This is a genomic window from Roseateles sp. (assembly GCF_965229315.1).
In the GTDB taxonomy this organism is placed as follows: domain Bacteria; phylum Pseudomonadota; class Gammaproteobacteria; order Burkholderiales; family Burkholderiaceae_C; genus Pelomonas.
The window spans coordinates 3,397,859-3,417,147 of sequence record NZ_CBDDJA010000002.1 but is presented as its reverse complement, the minus strand read 5'-3'; the positions used below and the strand labels follow the sequence as shown (position 1 = coordinate 3,417,147).

Here is a 19,289-nt window from a genome sequence, read left to right as displayed (position 1 = left end):
CGCCGCGATGCCCATGCAGACCACCGAAACCGTCTCCACGGCGCACGCCGACCTGGACACGCTGAGCCCGGCCGACATGGCGCGGCGCTTCATCACCGAGCAGCAGGGCGCCGTCGCGGCTGCGCTGCGCGCCAGCGACCAGATCGCCGCCGCCGCGGCCGCCGCCGCGCCGCGACTGCGCGAAGGCGGCCGGCTGCTGTACTTCGGCGCCGGCACGTCGGGGCGGCTGGCGCTGCTGGACGCCGTCGAGCTGGTGCCGACCTTCTCCTGGCCGGCCGAGCGCGCCGTGGCCTCGCTGGCCGGCGGGCCGGGCGCCGTGCACCAGGCCGTCGAGGGCGCGGAGGACGACGCCGCGCTGGCCGAGCGAGATCTGCTGGCGCTGGCGCCGACACCGCGGGACGTCGTCATCAGCATCGCCGCGTCGGGCCGCACGCCGTATGCGATGGCGGTGCTGCGCGCGGCGCGGCCGCTGGGCGCGCTGACGATCGCCGTCGTCAACAACCCGGGCGCGCCCATGATCGGGCTGGCCGAGCACGCCATCGTGCTGGCCACCGGCGCCGAGGTCATCGCCGGCAGCACGCGGCTGAAGGCCGGCACGGCGCAGAAGATCGCGCTGAACACGCTGTCCAGTTGCCTGATGGTGCTGCTGGAGAAGGTGCACGGCAACCTGATGGTGGACCTGAAGGCCACGAATGCGAAGCTGGTGGCCCGCGCCGTCGATCTGGTCGTGCGCCTGACCGGCGCCGAGCAGTGCACCGCGGCGCGCACGCTGCAGGCCTGCGCGCTGGAGGTGAAGACGGCCGTCGTCGCGCTGCAGTGCGACCTGGCCCCGGACGATGCCCGCGCCCGCCTGGCCGCACGGTCCGGCAGCCTGCGCCGCGCCATACAGGACCCGCTGTGAGCCTCCCGCTGTCTGCCCAGGACGCCGGTGCCACGACCGCTGCGGCCATGCCCAGCGCAGGCGCGCTGTCCGCGCCGCTGCTGCTGGGGGTGGTGCTGGCCTATTTCGCGGTGCTGCTGGGCGTGGCCTGGTGGACGGCGCGGCGCTCCGACAACGCCAGCTTCTTCGTCGGCAACAAGAGCAGTCACTGGCTGCTGGTCGCGTTCGGCATGATCGGCACGTCGCTGTCCGGCGTCACCTTCATCAGCGTGCCCGGCATGGTGGCGGGCAGCCAGTTCGCCTACCTGCAGATCATCGCGGGGCAGCTGATCGGCTATGCGCTGGTGGCGTTCGTGCTGCTGCCGCTGTACTACCGCTTCAACGTCAGCTCCATCTACACGCTGCTGGCGCTGCGCCTGGGCACCTCGGCGCACCGCACCGGTGCCAGCTTCTTCATCCTGTCGCGCACGCTGGGCGCGACGGCGCGGCTGTATCTGGTCGTGCGCGTGCTGCAGGACATGGTGCTGGAGCGCATGGGCATGCCCTTCTGGCTGAGCGCCGCCGTGGTGCTGATGATGATCCTGCTCTACACGATGGAGGGCGGCGTCAAGACCATCGTCTGGACCGACACGCTGCAGACCGCCGGCATGCTGGGCGGACTGCTGATCTGCGTGGGCCTGCTGCTGCATGCGCTGGGCCAGGACCTGTGGCAGGGCTGGCAGGCGCTGGACGCGGCGGGCATGACGCGCGTCGTCGTGCACGACCCGGCGAGCGCCAGCTTCTGGGGCAAGCAGTTGCTGGCCGGCGCGGCCATCGCCGTCGCGATGACGGGGCTGGACCAGGAGATGATGCAGAAGAACATCTCGGTGCGCCGCCTGGGCGACGCGCAGAAGAACATGATGCTGATGGCGGCCATCACGGCGGTGGTCGTCGCGCTGTTCCTGTTCCTCGGCGGGCTGCTGAGCCTGTTCGCGCAGCAGCATGGCGTGGCTGCGCAGGGCGACCGGTTGTTCCCCACCGTCGTGCTGCAGTACCTGCCGGCCTGGGTGCAACTGATCTTCCTGCTGGCGCTGATCTCGGCGCTGTTCCCCAGCGCCGACGGCGCCATCACCGCGCTCACGTCTTCCACCTGCCTGGACCTGCTGGGCCTGATGAAGCGCGACGACCTCGACGAAGCCGCCAAGGCGCGCATCCGCCGCTGCGTGCACCTGGGCTACGCGGGCGTGTTCCTGCTGCTGACGCTGGCGTTCCGCTGGCTGGACGATCCCAGCATGGTCAACCTGATCCTGAAGCTGGCCGGCTACACCTATGGCCCGCTGCTGGGGCTGTTCGCGTTCGCCATCTTCGCGAAGCGCGAATTGCGCGGCGGCGCGCTGCCCTGGGTCGCGCTGGCCGCACCGGCGCTGTGCTGGGCCATCGAGCTGTCGCAGGCCCGCCTGTTCGGCAGCTACCGCTTCGGGCTGGAGCTGTTGCTGCTGAACGCGGCATTCACGTTCCTGGGCCTGTGGCTCATGTCGCGGCCCCGCGCCGCAGGTCGCGAGACGGCCCCCGGCTGATCTCCCAATCCTGCATCGAGCTGCGGGCTCACCGGTTCCGGCCGGTGAGCCCGCTCGCTTTTTAGGGGGCAAATGCCGGCCCGCGATACCGGCTCACCTCAAGCGTCACTTCGCAAATATCAAGCAAGTCCTTATTTATGAAGGACATTTTTCGGCTGCACTGTATTTTTCAGCAGTGTGAGCTAAGTGCTTGATTTCATTGAAAGAAACTGCACCGAACCTTGACCGGTGGGGGTCTGGCAATTACAGTGGGTCAAAGTGTCATTCGGTGGGTCAAAGTGTCGGAAATCGTTTTTCAGGGAGCCTCCAACTTGGCGCTTGACGCCAAGGGCCGCCTGACCGTTCCCGCGCGCCACCGGGAGGTGCTGCAGGCGCTCTGTGAAGGGCGGCTGACCATCACCAAGCATCCCGAAGGCTGCCTGATGCTGTTTCCGCGGCCGACCTGGGTGGGCTTTCGCGACAAGGTGGCGCAGCTGCCGATGTCGGCCGCCGGCTGGAAGCGCGTGTTCCTTGGCAACGCGATGGACCTGGAGATCGATTCGGCCGCGCGCGTGCTGATCTCGCCCGAGTTGCGCGAAAGCGCCGGGCTGGACAAGGAGGTGGTGCTGCTGGGCATGGGCAGCCACTTCGAGCTGTGGGACAAGAAGGCCCACGCCGCCCACGAGGCCCAGGTGATGGCCGGCCCGCTGCCCGACGCGCTGCAGGACTTCAGCTTCTGATGGGCGCCGGGATGGACGACAACGCCACGTTCCGCCACACCACCGTGCTGCTGGACGAGGCGGTGGACGGCGTGCTGGCGCGCCCGGACGGCATCTACGTGGACGGCACCTTCGGCCGCGGCGGCCACTCGCGCGCGCTGCTGGCGCGGCTGGGGCCGCAGGGCCGCCTCATCGCCATCGACCGGGATCCGGAGGCCATTGCTGCGGCGGCCACCATCGCCGACCCGCGCTTTTCCATCGTCCACAGCGGCTTTGCCGACATGGCGGATCAACTGGCGGCGCTCGGTGTCCATCAGGTGGATGGTGTGCTGCTGGACCTGGGCGTGTCCAGCCCGCAGATCGACAACCCGGCGCGCGGCTTCAGCTTTCGCTTCGAGGGGCCGCTGGACATGCGCATGGACACGACGCGCGGCGAGAGTGCCGCCGATTTCCTCGCGCAGGCTGACGAGCGCGAGATTGCACGGGTCATCAAAGACTATGGCGAAGAACGGTTTGCTTCACAGATTGCAAAGGCGGTTGTTGCTCGCCGCGAAACCGGTACGCCGCTCACGCGCACCGACGAGCTGCGCGAACTCCTGGCTCGCACGGTCAAGACCCGCGAACCCGGGCAGGACCCGGCCACGCGTACCTTTCAAGCCCTTCGGATTCATGTCAATCGAGAGCTTGAGGAGCTTGAGCAAGGGCTGAGCGCGGCGCTGCGGCTGCTGGCGCCGGGCGGGCGGCTCAGCGTCATCAGCTTCCACTCGCTGGAAGACCGGCGCGTGAAGCAGTTCATCGCCGCGCACAGCAAGGCCGAGGTGGACCGACGCGCGCCGTTCGCACCGCCGCCGGCGCTGGCGCTGCACGCGCTGGGCCGCGTGAAGCCCAGCGATGCCGAGGTGGCGGCCAACCCGCGCTCCCGCTCTGCCGTGCTGCGCGTGGCCGAGCGCACCGACGCACCGCTGGCGCCGCTGCATTCGCGCCGGGGCTGACACCGCCGTGGCCAAGCTCAACCTGCTGCTCATCCTCGCCGTGCTCGCCAGCGGCGTGGTGCTGGTGCACAGCGCCTACGAGTCGCGCCGGCTGTTCACCGAGCTGGACCGTGCCCGCGCCGAAGGCCAGCGCCTGGCAGCCGACGCCGAGCGGCTGAAGGCCGAGCGCCATGCGCAGGCCACCAACCTGCGTGTGGAGCAGGTGGCGCGCGAGCGGCTGGGCATGCGCGTCATCTCGCCGGCCGTCGTCGCCTCGGGAGTGAACCCATGACGAAGTCCAACAAATCCGGCGCGCGCCCGCTGGGGTCCGGCCGCGGCGTCAGCTACTCCACCAGCCCGCTGCTCGCGTCCAAGACGCCGCCATGGCGTTCGCGCTTCCTAGTGGCGCTGGTGGGGCTGGCCTTCGCGGGCCTGCTCGGGCGGGCCGTCTACGTGCAGGTGCTGAACACCGACTTCTTCCAGAAGCAGGGCGAGGCACGCTACGCGCACACGCTGGAGTTGCCGGCCAGCCGCGGCCGCATCAACGACCGCAGCGGGCAGACGCTGGCGGCCAGCGTCGCCGTGCCGTCGATCTGGGCCATCCCGAAGGAAGTGGACGCTGACCCGGCCAAGCGCCGCGAGCTGGCCAAGGCGCTAGGCCTGTCGAGCAAGGACCTGGACGGCAAGCTCAACCCCGAGGCGCGCTTCGTCTGGCTCAAGCGTTTGGCCGACGACGACGTGGCCGCCAAGGTCAAGGCCATCGGTCTGAAGGGCGTGTTCCAGGACCGCGAGTACCGCCGCAAGTACCCGGAGGGCGAGGCCGCCGCGCATGTCGTCGGCTTCACCAATGTCGAGGACAAGGGCCAGGAGGGCATCGAGCTGGCCTTCCAGAAGGAGCTGCAGGGCCGCGACGGTTCGCGCTCCGTCGTGCGCGACCGGCTGGGCCGCGTGGTGGAGGACATCGGCGACATCGTGCCCGCCGCCAACGGCCACGACATCGACCTGGCCGTCGACTCCAAGGTGCAGTTCTTCGCCTACCAGCGCATCCGCGATGCGGTGGCCGAGAACAAGGCCAAGGCCGGCTCGGTCGTCGTGCTGGACGCGCAGAGCGGCGAGGTGCTGGCGCTGGCCAACTTCCCGAGCTACGACCCCAGCAACCGCCAGAACCTCTCGGGCGAGCAACTGCGCAACCGCGCGCTGACCGACGTGTTCGAACCCGGCTCGACGATGAAGCCCTTCATTGCCGGCCTGTCGATGGAAACCGGCCGCACGACGCCCGAATCCCTGGTGGACACCGGCAACGGCAAGTACGCCTTCCAGGGCGCCGTCATCAGCGACACCAAGGCGCACGGCGTGATCCCGGTGCGCGAGGTCATCAAGTTCTCCAGCAACATCGGCGCCACCAAGCTCGCAATGCAGATGCAGCCGCGCGAGATGCACGAGATGTTCACGGCCATCGGCCTGGGCCAGCGGCCGCAGATCAGCTTCCCCGGCGCAATCAGCGGCAAGCTGCGCCCCTACAAGACCTGGCGGCCCATCGAGCAGGCGACGATGAGCTACGGCTACGGCCTGTCGGCGTCGCTGTTCCAGCTGGCCCGCGCCTACACGGTGTTCGCGCGCGACGGCGAGATCATTCCCGTCAGCATGCTGCGCCAGCCGCACGACCATCCCGTGCCCGGCATCCGCGTGTTCAGCCCCAAGGTCACCGAAGACCTGCGGCTGATGCTGCAGGCCGCCGCCGGCCCCGGCGGCACCGCGCCCGACGCGCAGGTGCCCGGCTACAGCGTCGGCGGCAAGAGCGGCACCGCGCACAAGCAGGAAGGCCGCGGCTATGCCAGCCACAAGTACCGCTCATGGTTCGTCGGCATCGCGCCCATCAGCAAGCCGCGCATCGTTGTGGCCGTCATGGTCGACGAGCCCACCGCGGGCGTCTATTACGGCGGCAAGGTCGCCGGCCCGGTGTTCAGCCAGGTCACCGCGCAGACGCTGCGCCTGCTGGGCGTGCCGCCCGACCTGGACGTGAAGAGCCAGATCGTCGCCAACCAGAAGGCCGTCGCCACCGAGGAAAGCTTCTGATGTTGACCCGCCTCAAGTCCCCCGAAGCGGCCGCCCGCTGGCTCACCGAATGGTGCACCGGCACGCTGCGCACCGACAGCCGCCAGGTGCAGCGCGGCGACGCGTTCATCGCTTGGCCGGGCTATGCGCGCGATGGCCGCGAGTTCGTCACCGCCGCGCTGGCGGCCGGCGCTGCCACCTGCCTGGTGGAAGAGGCCGATGTCGAGCGCTTCGGGCTCAAGGATGCGCGCGTCGCGTCGCTGCCGGGGCTGAAGGCCCGCACCGGCGAGATCGCCGCGGCCTTCTTCGACCGGCCCACCGACACGCTGGACGTCATCGCCGTCACCGGCACCAACGGCAAGACCTCGTCGGCCTGGTGGATCGCGCAGGCTTCGGCCCAGCTGGGCAAGCGCTGTGGCGTCGTCGGCACGCTGGGCATCGGCGAGCCGCCCAAGCTGGACTACAACGGCCTGACCACGCCCGACCCCGTGCTGCTGCAGGCCGCCTTCGCCCGCATGCGTGACCAGGCCTTCTCGGCCTGCGCCATCGAGGCGTCCAGCATCGGCCTCAACGAAGGCCGCCTGGCCGGCAGCGCGGTCCGCGTCGCCGTGTTCACCAACTTCACGCAGGACCACCTGGACTACCACGGCACGATGGACGCCTACTGGGCGGCCAAGCGCGCACTGTTCAGCTTCCCCGGGCTGCGCGCCGCGGTCGTGAACCTGGACGATCCCAAGGGGGCGGCGCTTGCCGCCGAACTGACCGGCCTGGACGTCTGGACGACCGGCATTGAGCATGCCGACGCCCGCCTGACGGTCCGCGGCCTGCACTACACCGGCGAGGGCCTGGCGTTCACGCTGCACGAGAGCAGCGAGGCGGTGGCGGTGCAGACCGGCCTGATCGGTGACTACAACGCCGCCAACCTGCTGGGCGTGGCGGGCGCCTTGCGCGCCCAGGGGCATGCGCTGGCCGATGTGGCCCGCGCGCTCGGCCGCGTGACGCCCGTCCCGGGCCGCATGCAGCGGGTGGGCAACGGCCGCGAGCTGCCCCAGGTCGTCGTCGACTACGCGCACACGCCCGACGCGCTGGACAAGGCCTTGTCCGCGCTGCAAGCACTGGCGACGGCGCGCGGTGGCGAACTGGTCTGCGTGTTCGGCTGCGGCGGTGACCGCGACCGCGGCAAGCGCCCGCAGATGGGCGCCATTGCCGCACGGCTGGCGGGCCGCGTCGTCGTCACCACCGACAACCCGCGCACCGAAGCGCCCGCGCAGATCCTGTCCGACATCGCCGTGGCCGCGCCCGCGGCACGGATCATCGAGGCCCGCGAGGAAGCCATCCGCGCCGCCATCGCCGAAGCCGGCAGCCGCGACATCGTGCTGATCGCCGGCAAGGGCCACGAGGACTACCAGGAGGTGATGGGCGTGCGCCGCCCCTTCTCCGATGTGGCCGAAGCGCGCGCGGCGCTGCTGGAAAGGTCCGGCCTGTGAGCCTGTTCATGTCGCTCGCCGAAGCGCAGGCGCTGCTGCCGGGCTCGACGCTGGTCGGCGACGCCGCGACGCGCTTCGCCCGCGTGCACAGCGACACGCGCACGCTGCAGGCCGGCGATCTGTTCGTGGCGATCCGCGGCGAGCGCTTCGATGCCAACGATTTCCTCAGCGAAGCCAAGGCCTCGGGTGCCGTCGCCGCACTGGCCGAGCGCGGCCTGCTGGAGGCCGGCCTGCCGGGCTTGCTCGTGCCCGACGCCAAGGCCGCGCTCGGCCAGCTCGCCGCCGCCTGGCGCCGCCAGCAGCACCTGCCCGTCATCGCCGTCACCGGTTCCAACGGCAAGACGACGACGACGCAGATGATCGCCAGCATCCTGCGCGCCTGGGTCGGCGACGGCGCCTTGGCGACCGAAGGCAACTACAACAACGACATCGGCGTGCCGCTGACGCTGCTGCGCCTGCGCCACGACGACGAGCTCAGCCACCGCGTGGCCGTCGTCGAGCTGGGCATGAACCACCCCGGCGAGATCGCGCCGCTCGCCGCGATGACGCAACCCACGGCGGCACTGGTCAACAACGCGCAGCGGGAGCACCAGGAATTCATGGCGACGGTCGAGGCCGTGGCCCGGGAGAACGGCGCGGTCATCGAGGCCTTGGGTGCAAGCGGCTGCGCCGTGTTCCCCGCCGAGGACGCTTGCGCGCCGATCTGGCTGGAGCTGGCGGGATCGCGCCCGCACCTGAGCTTCGCGCTGCGTGGTGAGGCCGACGTGACGGGTGACGCGAGCTGGATGGGTTCGCACTGGGCGCTGGAGATTCACACCCCGGCCGGCGGCGTGCCGGTGGCGCTGCACATGGCCGGCGAGCACAACGTGCGCAATGCGCTGGCCGCCGCGGCCTGCGCACTGGCCGCAGGCGCGCCGCTGACAGCCATCGGCCAGGGCCTGGAAGCCTTCCGCGCCGTCAAGGGCCGCTCCGAGCTGAAGCGCGACGCACGCGGCCGGCTGCTCATCGACGACAGCTACAACGCCAACCCCGACAGCGTGCGCGCCGCCATCGACGTGCTGGCCGGCATGCCCGGCGACAGCTGGCTGCTGCTGGGCGACATGGGCGAGGTGGGCCACGACGGCCCGGCCTTCCACCGCGAAGTGGGGGCCTATGCCGCCGAGCGCGGCATCGCGCATCTCTGGACGGCCGGCCACGCCGCCCGCGACGCGGCGCTGGCCTATGGCGCCGGTGCCCGCGCCTTCGACGACACGGCCGCGCTCATCGCGGCCTTGCAAGAACAACCCGACGCGGCCCAGACCCTGGTCAAGGGCTCGCGCTTCATGAAGATGGAACAAGTGGTCGCTGCACTCCAGAACAACACCGGAGGCGCGCATGCTGCTTAGCCTCGCCCAATGGCTGCAGGGCCTGTACCCCGACCTGGGCTTCCTGCGCCTGTTCCAGTACATCACCTTCCGCGCCGTGATGGCCGCGATGACGGCGCTGCTGATCGGCCTGGCCTTCGGCCCCTGGGTCATCCGCAGCCTGACCGCCATGAAGATCGGCCAGCCCATCCGCGCCTACGGCGTGCAGCAGCACCTGGCCAAGAGCGGCACGCCGACGATGGGCGGCGTGCTGATCCTGATCGGCATCGGCGTGTCCACGCTGCTGTGGTTCGACTGGAGCAACCGCTTCGTCTGGGTCGTCATGCTGGTCACGATGGGCTTCGGCGCCGTCGGCTGGGTGGACGACTGGCGCAAGGTCGTCGACAAGAACCCCGAGGGCATGAGGAGCCGTGAGAAGTTCTTCTGGCAGTCGCTGATCGGCCTGGTGGCCGCGCTGTACCTCGCGTTCAGCGTGTCGGAGACGTCCTTCCTGGGCGTCGTGCAGCTGTTCTTCCGCTGGGTGTCCAGCGGCTTCTCGACCGAGCTGCCGCCCAAGGCCGACCTGCTGATCCCGTTCTTCAAGACCATCAGCATGCCGCTGGGCGTGTGGGGTTTCGTGGGCCTGAGCTACTTCGTCATCGTCGGCACCAGCAACGCGGTCAACTTCACCGACGGCCTGGACGGCCTGGCCATCATGCCCGTCGTGCTGGTCGGCTCGGCGCTGGGCCTGTTCGCCTACCTGACCGGCTCGTCGGTGTTCTCGCGCTACCTGCTGCTGCCCTACATCCCGGGTGCCGGCGAGCTGCTGATCTTCTGCGCGGCGATGGCCGGCGCGGGCCTGGCCTTCCTGTGGTTCAACGCGCACCCGGCGCAGGTGTTCATGGGCGACGTCGGCGCGCTGGCGCTGGGCGGTGGCCTGGGGACGCTGGCCGTCATCACGCGCCAGGAGATCGTGCTGGGCATCATGGGCGGCATCTTCGTGGCCGAAGTGCTCAGCGTGATGCTGCAGGTGAGCTGGTTCAAGTTCACGAAGAAGCGTTTCGGCGAGGGCCGGCGCATCTTCAAGATGGCGCCGCTGCACCACCACTTCGAGAAGAGCGGCTGGAACGAGACGCAGGTCGTCATCCGCTTCTGGATCATCACGATGCTGCTGTGCCTGGTCGGCCTGGCGAGCTTGAAGCTCCGGTGACCGCATGAATCTGGACCTGCCGCAACTTGCCCAACAGCGCGTGCTCGTGCTGGGCCTCGGGGACTCCGGTCTCGCGATGGCCCGCTGGTGCGCGCGCTTCGGTGCGCGGGTCACGGTGTGGGATTCGCGTACGCAGCCGCCGCAACTGACGGCGCTGGGCGATGCGGCCACCTTCATCACGGGCGAACTGACGGCCGAGACGGTGGCCGGCTTCAACGCGGTGCTGAAAAGCCCGGGCCTGTCACCGCTGGATGCGCGCCTCGCGGTCGTCTACGCGCAGGGCCCCGCCGTGCGCGGCGAGCTGGACCTGTTCGCCGACGCGCTCGCGGCGCTGAAGGCCCAGCATGGCTATGCGCCCGCGGTGCTGGCCATCACCGGCACCAACGGCAAGACGACGACCACCTGCATGACCGGCCTGCTGGTCGAGCGCGCGGGCAAGCGCGTGGCCATCGCCGGCAACATCGGCCCGACGCTGCTGGGCACGCTGACCGACGCGCTCGCGAAGGAGCCCGATCCGGCGCCGGTGGCAACGCCGGCCGAGGTCGTGCCTGAAGAGAGAGAGGATGCGCGCGTCGAGGCCGACCCAACTGCTGCGGACGGCCAGGCAGCGGAGCTGCCCGACGAAGAAGCGCCGCTGCAATCGCTGCCGATTGCCCCGCCGCTGCCGCGCGGCCAGGTGTTCGAGACGCTGCCCGAGGTCTGGGTGCTGGAGCTGTCCAGCTTCCAGCTCGATGGCGTCGTTGGATTCGAGCCCACCGCCGGCGCCGTGCTGAACCTGACGCAGGACCACCTCGACTGGCACGGCGACATGGCCGCCTACGGCCGCGCCAAGGCGCGCATCTTCGGCCGCGAGTCGGTCATCGTCGTGAACCGCGATGACCCAGAGGTCGAAAGCCTCGTGCCGGCCTCCGTGTTCGTGAAAGGCAGCCGCGGCAAGCCGGGTCGCACGGTGTCGCGCCACGTCGTGCGCTTCGGCCTGAACGCACCCCAAGCGCCGGGCGATTTCGGCCTGGTCGAAGAAGGCGGCCTGGCCTGGCTGGTGCGCGCCCGTGAGCTGGACCCGACGATCAAAAAGCGCAAGGGCGATGACGACGAGCCGCTGGTCATTCAGCGCCTGATGCCCGCCGACGCGCTGCGCGTGCGCGGCCGCCACAACGCCGCCAACGGCCTGGCCGCGCTGGCCCTGGCCTGCGCTGCCGGCTGCGAGCTGGCGCCCATGCTGCACGCGCTGCGAGACTACCGCGGCGAGCCACACCGCGTGGAGCCCATCGGCACCATAGCCGGCGTCGAGTTCTTCGACGACAGCAAGGGCACCAACGTCGGCGCCACGGTCGCGGCCATCTCCGGACTGGGGGAGGACCGCGCGCCGGCCAAGCTGGTGCTCATCCTTGGCGGCGACGGCAAGGGCCAGGACTTCGCGTCGCTGGCGGACGGCGTCGCCCGCCACGCCCGCGCCGTCGCGCTGATCGGCCGCGACGCACCGCAGATCGAGGCGGCGCTGGCGAACACCGGCGTGCCGCTGCAGCACCACGACACGTTGGAGGCCGCCACCGCCTGGTGCCTGCAGCAGGCGCAATCCGGCGACAGCGTGCTGCTGAGCCCGGCCTGCGCCAGCCTGGACATGTTCAAGAACTACGCCCACCGCGCCGAGGTCTTCGTCGCGCAGGTGCAGCAGCTGGCCGATGAGCGCGGGGTGGCGCTGTGACCGCCGTGTTGACTGATGTCCGCGCCAGGCTGCAGTCGCTGTGGAAGCGCGACGCCGAAGATGCCAGCGTGCCGGTGCGCGACTGGGTGTCCACGTCCGCCGGCCGGCCCACGCAGCTGCAGGGCTTCGACATCACGATGGTGTGGGTCGTGCTGTCGCTGATGGCCGTGGGCCTGCTGATGGTCTATTCGGCCTCCATCGCGCTGCCCGACAACCCGCGCTTCTCCAAGTACCTGCCCACGCATTTCCTGACGCGGCACATGGTGGCCATCGCCTTCGGCCTGATCGCCGGGCTCATCACGGTGCAGATCCCGGTCGCCATCTGGGAGCGCTGGGCGCCGTGGCTGTTCGTCGCGTCGCTGGTGCTGCTGGTGGCCGTGCTGGTGCCCGGCATCGGCAAGGTGGTCTACGGCGCGCGGCGCTGGATTCCGCTGGGCGTCATGAACTTCCAGCCCTCGGAGCTGGCCAAGTTCGGCATCGCGCTGTACGCGGCCAACTACATGATGCGCAAGATGGATGCCCGGGAGAACTTCTTCCAGGCCGTCACGCCGATGGCGATCTCGCTGGCCTTCGTGGGCCTGCTGCTGCTGGCCGAGCCGGACATGGGCGCCTTCATGGTCATCGCCGCCATCGCGATGGGCGTGCTGTTCCTGGGCGGCGTCAACGGCCGCATGTTCCTGCTGATCACGCTGGTGCTGGTGGGCGCGTTCTCGCTGATGATCACGCTCAGCGACTTCCGCCGCGAGCGCATCTTTGCCTACCTCAACCCCTGGGACGAGAAGTACGCGCAGGGCAAGGCCTACCAGCTCACGCACAGCCTGATCGCCTTCGGCCGCGGCGAGTGGTTCGGCCAGGGCCTGGGCAGCAGCGTCGAGAAGCTGCACTACCTGCCCGAGGCGCACACCGACTTCCTGCTCGCCGTCATCGGCGAGGAGCTGGGCTTCGTGGGGGTCGCCTTGGTCATCATCGCGTTCTTCTGGCTGACGCGCCGCTGCTTCCTGATCGGCCGCCAGGCCATCGCGCTGGACCGCGTGTTCGCGGGCCTGTATGCGCAGGGCATCGGCATCTGGATGGGCGGTCAGGCCTTCATCAACATGGGCGTGAACCTGGGCGCGCTGCCGACCAAGGGGCTGACGCTGCCGCTGATGAGCTTCGGCGGCTCGGCCATCCTGATGAACTGCGTGGCGCTGGCCGTCGTCCTGCGCATCGACCTGGAAAACAGGCAACTCATGCGCGGAGGCCGCGCATGAAGGCCGTCGTCATGACGATGGCTGTAGCCCGCGCAGCGGGCGGTTTGCCTGTTTGGGGCCTGCTCACATGGCATCGCCATGTGAAGGGAGCGCAAGCGACCGGCAGGCACCAGAACCGCCAGATGATGCGCGGAGGCAGGTCATGACTCGTGAAGGCCGTAGTGCATGGCGGGCCGAGCGCCGGGCTGCCAGGGACCAGAGGCCCCTGGCCTGTCGTAGGCACAAGCAGTCCGCAGGGACTGCTTGTGTCCGACTCCAGTTCGCCAAGCCGGCCCGCATCCCCTCGGGGGATCGGTCAACGTACTCGTTGGACGAGGGGCTGACATGACCCGGCACTTGGTCGTCATGGCCGCCGGCACCGGCGGCCACGTCATTCCCGGCCTCGCGGTCGCTGAAGAGATGCAGCGTCGCGGCTGGACGGTGTCCTGGATCGGCACGCCGCACGGCATGGAGAACCGCCTGGTGCCGGCGCGTGGCATCGAGCTGGACGCGCTGCCGTTCGCCGGCCTGCGCGGCAAGGGGCTCAAGCACACGCTGCGCGGCATTGCCGGCTTCTTCAAGGCGTTCGGCCAGGCGCGCCGCGTGTATGCCGCGCGCCGCGCCACGGCGGTGCTGGGCATGGGCGGCTACGTCTGCGTGCCGGCCGGGCTGGCGGCGGCGGCCAGCGGCCGCCCGCTGATGCTGGTCAATGCCGATGCCGCGATGCTGAAGAGCAACCTCGCGCTCAAGCCTTTTGCGCGCCGCATCGCGTTCGGCTTCGATGGCGCCGCCGCCGCCTCCACGCGCGGCGCGGTCGTCAGCGGCAACCCGGTGCGCGCGGAGATCGAGGCGCTGCCGGCGCCGGCCGAGCGCTTCGCCGACCGCACGGGTCCGCTGCGCGTGCTGGTGCTGGGCGGCTCGCTGGGTGCGCGTGCGCTGAACCAGGCGCTGCCCGAAGCGCTGGCGCTGTGGCCCGGAGACCAGCGCCCGCAGGTGTTGCACCAGTCCGGCCAGGATCACCTGGGCGCCGTCTGGCAGGCCTACACGGATGCCGGCCTGCCCGCCGAGGTGCGCCCCTTCATCGACGACATGGCCGCCGCGTTCGCGTGGGCCGACGTGGTCGTCTGCCGTGCTGGCGCCATCACCGTGAGTGAGCTGTGCGCGGCCGGCTGCGCTGCGGTGCTGGTGCCGCTGGTCGTCAGCACCACCTCGCATCAGCGCGACAACGCCATCTTCATGACCCAGCACGGCGCGGCCATCCACCTGCCGCAGGGCGAGCTGACGCCCGCGAAGCTGCACGAGCTGCTGAGCGGCCTGGACCGCGCGGCGCTGCTGGCCATGGGCGAGAAGGCCCGCGGCCTGGCACGGCCGCGCGCTGCAGCCCGCGTGGCCGACGAGATCGAGGGGATGCTGAAATGAACCGCGAAGGCCGTAGTGCATGGCGGGCCGAGCGCTGGGCCGCTCCCGAGCCGGCTCGCATCCCCTCGGGGGATCGCCCGGCGTACTCGCCGGGCGAGGGGCTGACATGAAGCACGCCGTACAGCGACTGCACTTCGTCGGCATCGGCGGCGCCGGCATGAGCGGCATCGCCGAGATCCTGCACAACCTGGGCTTCACGGTCAGCGGGTCGGACGCGGTCGAGAGTGCGACGACCGAGCGGCTGCGCGGGCTGGGCCTGCGCGTGGAGATCGGCCATTCGGCGCCGCACATCGGCGATGCGCAGGCGCTGGTCACCAGCACGGCGGTCGCGGCCGACAACCCCGAGGTCGTCGCCGCGCGTGCGCGCCAGGTCCCCATCGTGCCGCGCGCCGTCATGCTGGCCGAGCTGATGCGGCTGCGCCGGGGCATCGCCATCGCCGGCACGCACGGCAAGACGACGACCACGTCGCTGGTCACGGCCATCCTGGTCGAGGCAGGCCTGGACCCGACTTTCGTCATCGGCGGCAAGCTGAACGCGGCCGGCGCCAATTCGCGGCTGGGTCAGGGTGAGTTCATCGTCGTCGAGGCCGACGAGAGCGATGCGTCCTTCCTGAAGCTCAGCCCCGTGCTGGCCGTCGTCACCAACATCGACGAAGACCACATGGACACCTACGGCCATTCGGTGGAGAAGCTGCACGCGGCCTTCGTCGAGTTCCTGCATCGCATGCCGTTCTACGGTGCGGCCGTGCTGTGCGCGGACGATGCCGGCGTGCAGTCGGTCCTCGGACGCATCGAGCGCCCGGTGGTGACCTACGGCCTGTCGGCCGGCGTCAGCGTGCGTGCCGTCGACGTGCAGCCACTGGCCGGCGCGCAGATGCGCTTCACCTGCCAGCGAGAAGGCGCGGCGGACCTGGACGTGCTGCTCAACCTGGCCGGCGAGCACAACGTGCGCAACGCGCTGGCCGCCATCGCCATCGCGACCGAACTGGACTGCGCGGACGCGGACATCCTGAAGGCGCTCGCGAACTTTTCCGGCGTGGGCCGCCGCTTCGAGAAGCATGGCGAATGGCCGGCCGCCGACGGTGGCCGCTTCGAGCTGGTCGATGACTACGGCCACCACCCGGTGGAGATGGCCGCGGTGCTCGCCGCGGCGCGCGGCGCCTACCCGGGCCGCCGCCTGGTGCTGGCCTTCCAGCCGCACCGCTACACCCGTACGCGCGACTGCTTCGCCGACTTCGTGCAGGTCATGCAGCGCGCCGACGTCGTGCTGCTGACCGAGGTGTATGCGGCCGGCGAAGCGCCCATCGCCGGCGCGACCGGCGCGGTGCTGGCCGAGGCCGTCGGCACGCCCCACTTCGTCGCCAGCGTGGCCGACATGCCAGCGGCGCTGGCGGCGCTGACGCGCGACGGCGACGTCGTCATCGGCATGGGCGCCGGCTCCATGAGCAGCCTGCCGGGCCGCGTGGCTCAACATTTCTCTCAAGGAGCATCGGCATGAGCTCGTCGCCGATCGATCTGAACATCGACGCCCAGTCCCTCGGCAAGGTCGCCGTGCTGTTCGGCGGCACCAGCGCCGAGCGGCCCGTGTCGCTGATGAGCGGCCACGGTGTGCTGGATGCGCTGCGGGCCGTCGGCGTGGACGCCCATGCCTTCGACCCCGCCGACCGGCCGCTGCAGGCGCTCAAGGACGACGGCTTCGACCGCGCCTTCATCGCGCTGCACGGCCGCGGCGGGGAGGACGGCACGCTGCAGGGCGCGCTGGAATGGCTGGGTGTGCCCTACACCGGCTCCGGCGTGACGGCCTCCGGCGTCGCGATGGACAAGACCATGACCAAGCGGCTGTGGGCCGTTGATGCCCTGCCGACGCCGCAGTACCTGGCGCTGGCGCGCGCCGAGCTGACGCGCGAACGCGTGCGCACCATCCCCGATGAGCTGGGCCTGCCGGTCGTCGTGAAGCCGCCGCACGAAGGCTCCAGCATCGGCATCACCAAGGCGATGGGCTACTCGGACATGCAGGGCGCGGTCGAGCTGGCGCTGGGCTTCGACGACGAACTGCTGTTCGAGCAGTGCATCGAAGGCCCCGAGCTGACCTGCGCCGTGCTGGGCGAAGGCGAGGGCGCCATCGCGCTGCCGCTGATCGAGATCCGCGCCGAGGCCGGCAACTACGACTTCGCCAACAAGTACGAGACCGACACGACGCAGTACGTCTTCGGCTCGCTGCCCGCCGCACTGGAAGCCGAGATCGCGCAGATCGTGCTGAAGGCCTATCGCCTGCTGGGCTGCCGCGGCTGGGGCCGCGCCGACCTGATGCTGCGCAAGAGCGACATGAAGCCCTTCCTGCTGGAGATGAACACCAGCCCGGGCATGACCTCGCATTCGCTGGTGCCCAAGGCAGCCAAGGCGGTGGGCATCGACTACCCGCAGCTGTGCCTGTGGTTGCTCAGTCAGGCGAGGCTGGACCGCCGCTGAACCGATGAGTCATTCCAACGCATTCAAGCGGGCCGAGCGTCGGGCCGCTCCCAAGCCGGCCCGTCAGGCGATGTGCATGCGGCTCGACGCCGCTTGCATCGCCGTCCCCGCGGGGGACCGGCCGGCGTACTCGCCGGACGAGGGGCACGCATGAATGCCGCCACCGCCGCGCTGCCTGCCGACATCCGCCTGATGAATGCGGTGTCGGCGCTGCTCGTCGCTGCGTTGCTGGCCATGGCGGTGTGGGGCGTGATGCGCTGGGTGGTGCGCCTGCCGGCATTCAACCTGCGCGCCATCCAGGTCGAGGGCGATGTCACCCGCAACGGCACGGCGTCGCTGCGGGCGAATGCGCTGCCGCGGCTGCAGGGCTCCTTCCTCAGCCTGAACCTGAAGGAAGGCCGCGCGGCGTTCGAGGCCGTGCCCTGGGTGCGGCACGCGCAACTGCAGCGCGTCTGGCCGATGACGCTCAGGGTGAACCTGGAAGAGCACCGCGCGGCGGCCTACTGGGAAGCGCGGGCTGATGGCGCGGATGCCGCCACCGAATCCGCCATGGAGCGCGGGCTGGTCAACACCTTCGGCGAAGTCTTCCAGGCCAATCTGGGTGACGTGGAAGACGAAGACCTGCCGACGCTGGCCGGCCCGGCGCACACGGCCGGCGTCATGCTGCAGATGTGGCGCGCGCTCGCCCCGGCCGCCGAACGCCTGGGTGAAAGCATCGAACGGCTGGACCTGTCGGGCCGCGGCTCCTGGCGCGCGACCTTGGCCAGCGGCGCCGTCATCGAGCTGGGCCGCGGCAGCGAGGCCGAGGTCGGTGCCCGCTTCGGGGAGTTCGCGCGCTCCATCACGCAGGTCACCGCGCAATACCACAGCCCGCTGCTGTCGGCCGACCTGCGCCACGCCGATGGTTACGCCGTCAGGCTGCGCGGCGTGACGATACAAACTCCGGGTAAACCCGTAAATAGAAAACGTTGAGGACGGACATGGCCAAGGAATACAAGGATTTGGTCGTCGGTTTGGATATCGGCACCGCCAAGATCATGGCCGTCGTGGCCGAGGTTTTGCCGGGCGGGGATTTGCGCATCGCCGGATTGGGCGTGGCGCCGTCGCATGGCTTGAAGCGCGGTGTCGTCGTCAATATCGATGCGACGGTGCAGTCCATCCAGCAGGCCTTGAAAGAGGCCGAAATGATGGCCGACTGCAAAATATCCAGGGTTTACACGGGGATCACCGGCAGCCATATCCGCGGCCAGAACTCCACCGGCATGGTCATCGTGCGCGACAAGGAGGTCACGCCGGTGGACGTGACCCGGGTGGTGGAAACCGCCAAGGCCATCAATATTCCCAACGATCAGCGCCTGCTGCTGGTCGAGCCGCAGGAGTTCGTCATCGACGGCCACGAGGTGAAAGAGCCCATCGGCATGAGCGGCGGCCGCCTGGAGGTCAAGGTCCATATCGTCACCGGCGCGCAGAGTGCCGCGGAAAACATCGTCAAATGCGTGCGCCGCTGTGGTTTGGAGGTCGATCAGCTGGTTTTGAACCCCAGCGCGTCCAGCCATGCCGCGTTGACCGCCGATGAACGTGACCTGGGGGTTGCGCTGGTGGATATCGGCGCGGGTACCACCGACGTGGCGATATTCACCGGCGGCTCCATCCGCCATACCGCCGTCATCCCGATTGCCGGCGACCTGATCACCAGCGACATCGCGATGGCGCTGCGCACGCCGACCAAGGACGCCGAGGAAATCAAGGTCGAATATGGCGTCGCCAAGCAGCTGCTGGCCGACCCGTCCGACCAGGTGGAGGTGCCGGGCCTGGGCGACCGCAGTCCCAGGATGCTGTCCAAGCAGGCGCTCGCGGGCGTCATCGAGCCGCGCGTCGAGGAAATCTTTTCCCTCGTGCACCAGGTCATCCGCGAGAGCGGGTATGAGGAATTGCTGTCCTCCGGCATCGTGTTGACCGGTGGATCGGCCGTCATGCCGGGGATGGTGGAACTCGCCGAGGATATTTTTCTGAAACCTGTCCGGCGCGGCCTGCCCACCTATTCCGGCGCCCTTTTCGACATGGTGGCCAACCCGCGATCCGCCACCGTCATGGGCCTGCTCGAAGAAGCCCGGCTGTCGCGCACCCGGGGTTTCAAGGCGGCGCAGCAGGCGGGCTCGGTGCAAACCCTGCTCGGCCGGGTCAAGGATTGGTTCATGGGAAGTTTCTGACCCCTAGATCGATTGCGACAAATCGCAAAAAAGTTGTTTCAGTACTAGTCATTCTTT

General features: G+C 69.7%; 16 protein-coding genes. All 16 read left to right on the top strand.

Annotated features, from left to right (window positions below; translation table 11 throughout):
* Window positions 1-13: 13 nt before the first annotated feature.
* The 16 genes from ACO07H_RS20680 to ftsA all read left to right on the top strand — a co-directional run bounded on the left by ACO07H_RS20680 (window position 14) and on the right by ftsA (window position 19,232).
* A complete protein-coding gene (locus ACO07H_RS20680; RefSeq protein ID WP_422017649.1) occupies window positions 14-901 on the top strand; it encodes an N-acetylmuramic acid 6-phosphate etherase in 888 nt (295 codons plus the stop codon).
* The gene (locus ACO07H_RS20675) at window positions 898-2,436 is read left to right on the top strand and encodes a sodium:solute symporter (protein WP_422017647.1); all 1,539 of its coding nucleotides are present in this window, start codon (window positions 898-900) and stop codon (window positions 2,434-2,436) included. The genes ACO07H_RS20680 and ACO07H_RS20675 overlap by 4 nt, the downstream gene beginning before the upstream one ends.
* A 278-nt stretch (window positions 2,437-2,714) precedes the next feature.
* Window positions 2,715-3,155, top strand: a complete 441-nt coding sequence (gene mraZ, locus ACO07H_RS20670; RefSeq protein ID WP_422017645.1) for a division/cell wall cluster transcriptional repressor MraZ — start codon at window positions 2,715-2,717, stop codon at window positions 3,153-3,155.
* An 11-nt stretch (window positions 3,156-3,166) separates the two neighbouring features.
* Window positions 3,167-4,126, top strand: coding sequence for a 16S rRNA (cytosine(1402)-N(4))-methyltransferase RsmH (rsmH, locus tag ACO07H_RS20665; RefSeq protein WP_422017643.1), 960 nt, complete (start codon window positions 3,167-3,169; stop codon window positions 4,124-4,126).
* A 7-nt stretch (window positions 4,127-4,133) separates the two neighbouring features.
* The gene (gene ftsL, locus ACO07H_RS20660; RefSeq protein ID WP_422017641.1) at window positions 4,134-4,397 is read left to right on the top strand and encodes a cell division protein FtsL; all 264 of its coding nucleotides are present in this window, start codon (window positions 4,134-4,136) and stop codon (window positions 4,395-4,397) included.
* Window positions 4,394-6,181 carry a peptidoglycan D,D-transpeptidase FtsI family protein gene (locus ACO07H_RS20655; RefSeq protein ID WP_422017639.1) on the top strand — a complete coding sequence of 596 codons (1,788 nt, stop codon included), beginning with the start codon at window positions 4,394-4,396 and terminating at the stop codon, window positions 6,179-6,181. The genes ftsL and ACO07H_RS20655 overlap by 4 nt, the downstream gene beginning before the upstream one ends.
* Complete coding sequence (locus ACO07H_RS20650; protein WP_422017637.1) at window positions 6,181-7,647, top strand: UDP-N-acetylmuramoyl-L-alanyl-D-glutamate--2,6-diaminopimelate ligase; 1,467 nt, start codon at window positions 6,181-6,183, stop codon at window positions 7,645-7,647. The genes ACO07H_RS20655 and ACO07H_RS20650 overlap by 1 nt, the downstream gene beginning before the upstream one ends.
* Before the next feature lie 8 nt (window positions 7,648-7,655).
* Complete coding sequence (locus ACO07H_RS20645; protein WP_422017635.1) at window positions 7,656-9,032, top strand: UDP-N-acetylmuramoyl-tripeptide--D-alanyl-D-alanine ligase; 1,377 nt, start codon at window positions 7,656-7,658, stop codon at window positions 9,030-9,032.
* Window positions 9,022-10,200, top strand: a complete 1,179-nt coding sequence (gene mraY / locus ACO07H_RS20640) for a phospho-N-acetylmuramoyl-pentapeptide-transferase (RefSeq protein WP_422017633.1) — start codon at window positions 9,022-9,024, stop codon at window positions 10,198-10,200. Before ACO07H_RS20645 ends, mraY begins: the two co-directional genes overlap by 11 nt.
* A gap of 4 nt (window positions 10,201-10,204) precedes the next feature.
* Window positions 10,205-11,905 carry a UDP-N-acetylmuramoyl-L-alanine--D-glutamate ligase gene (gene murD / locus ACO07H_RS20635; RefSeq protein ID WP_422017631.1) on the top strand — a complete coding sequence of 567 codons (1,701 nt, stop codon included), beginning with the start codon at window positions 10,205-10,207 and terminating at the stop codon, window positions 11,903-11,905.
* 8 nt (window positions 11,906-11,913) lie between these two features.
* Window positions 11,914-13,155, top strand: a complete 1,242-nt coding sequence (ftsW, locus tag ACO07H_RS20630) for a putative lipid II flippase FtsW (protein ID WP_422017629.1) — start codon at window positions 11,914-11,916, stop codon at window positions 13,153-13,155.
* A gap of 324 nt (window positions 13,156-13,479) precedes the next feature.
* On the top strand, window positions 13,480-14,553 hold the full coding sequence (murG, locus tag ACO07H_RS20625; RefSeq protein WP_422017627.1) for an undecaprenyldiphospho-muramoylpentapeptide beta-N-acetylglucosaminyltransferase: 1,074 nt from the start codon (window positions 13,480-13,482) through the stop codon (window positions 14,551-14,553).
* A gap of 106 nt (window positions 14,554-14,659) precedes the next feature.
* On the top strand, window positions 14,660-16,051 hold the full coding sequence (murC, locus tag ACO07H_RS20620) for a UDP-N-acetylmuramate--L-alanine ligase (protein WP_422017625.1): 1,392 nt from the start codon (window positions 14,660-14,662) through the stop codon (window positions 16,049-16,051).
* Complete coding sequence (locus tag ACO07H_RS20615) at window positions 16,048-17,022, top strand: D-alanine--D-alanine ligase (protein WP_422017623.1); 975 nt, start codon at window positions 16,048-16,050, stop codon at window positions 17,020-17,022. Before murC ends, ACO07H_RS20615 begins: the two co-directional genes overlap by 4 nt.
* A 150-nt stretch (window positions 17,023-17,172) precedes the next feature.
* Window positions 17,173-17,994: a cell division protein FtsQ/DivIB gene (locus ACO07H_RS20610; protein WP_422017621.1), complete on the top strand. Its 822-nt coding sequence runs from the start codon at window positions 17,173-17,175 to the stop codon at window positions 17,992-17,994.
* Window positions 17,995-18,002: 8 nt separating this feature from the next.
* Window positions 18,003-19,232, top strand: coding sequence for a cell division protein FtsA (gene ftsA / locus ACO07H_RS20605; protein WP_422017619.1), 1,230 nt, complete (start codon window positions 18,003-18,005; stop codon window positions 19,230-19,232).
* Window positions 19,233-19,289 lie beyond the last annotated feature (57 nt).